Below are 292 nucleotides of genomic sequence, written 5' to 3'. Positions count from 1 at the left end.
TCAAGTTGGCAGGACGAAGGGCTCGCCCGAATGGCCCGGCGATGTGGATACAATTTGGACAAGATGCTGGACATGCAAACGCGACTTGAGACGGCGTTTCCCGTCTCATTCGTCGAGAGCGATTTCTGTTGGGATTGGCTCGCGTTCAACGATTTCAAACTTGACGTGACGCTGAACCATGTGTTGAATATTCCGCCAGGGTTTCTCTCCTGGAGCGAGGACGATAAAAAAGGCTATCTATTTATGATGCGAGGGGCGATGCACAGAGGGGAAGACTCATTCTTAGAGCATT

At 51.0% G+C, this 292-nt stretch carries 1 protein-coding gene; it reads left to right on the top strand.

Annotation, left to right across the window (positions count from 1 at the left end):
• Nucleotides 1-54 precede the first annotated feature (54 nt).
• A partial coding sequence (locus K6753_RS14475) for a hypothetical protein (protein ID WP_223677169.1) occupies nt 55-292 on the top strand: 238 nt, incomplete at its 3' end.

Source organism: Novilysobacter selenitireducens (genome assembly GCF_020026895.1).
GTDB classification, from domain to species: Bacteria; Pseudomonadota; Gammaproteobacteria; order Xanthomonadales; family Xanthomonadaceae; genus Lysobacter_C; species Lysobacter_C selenitireducens.
This window is presented reverse-complemented; position numbering and strand designations above follow the sequence as displayed.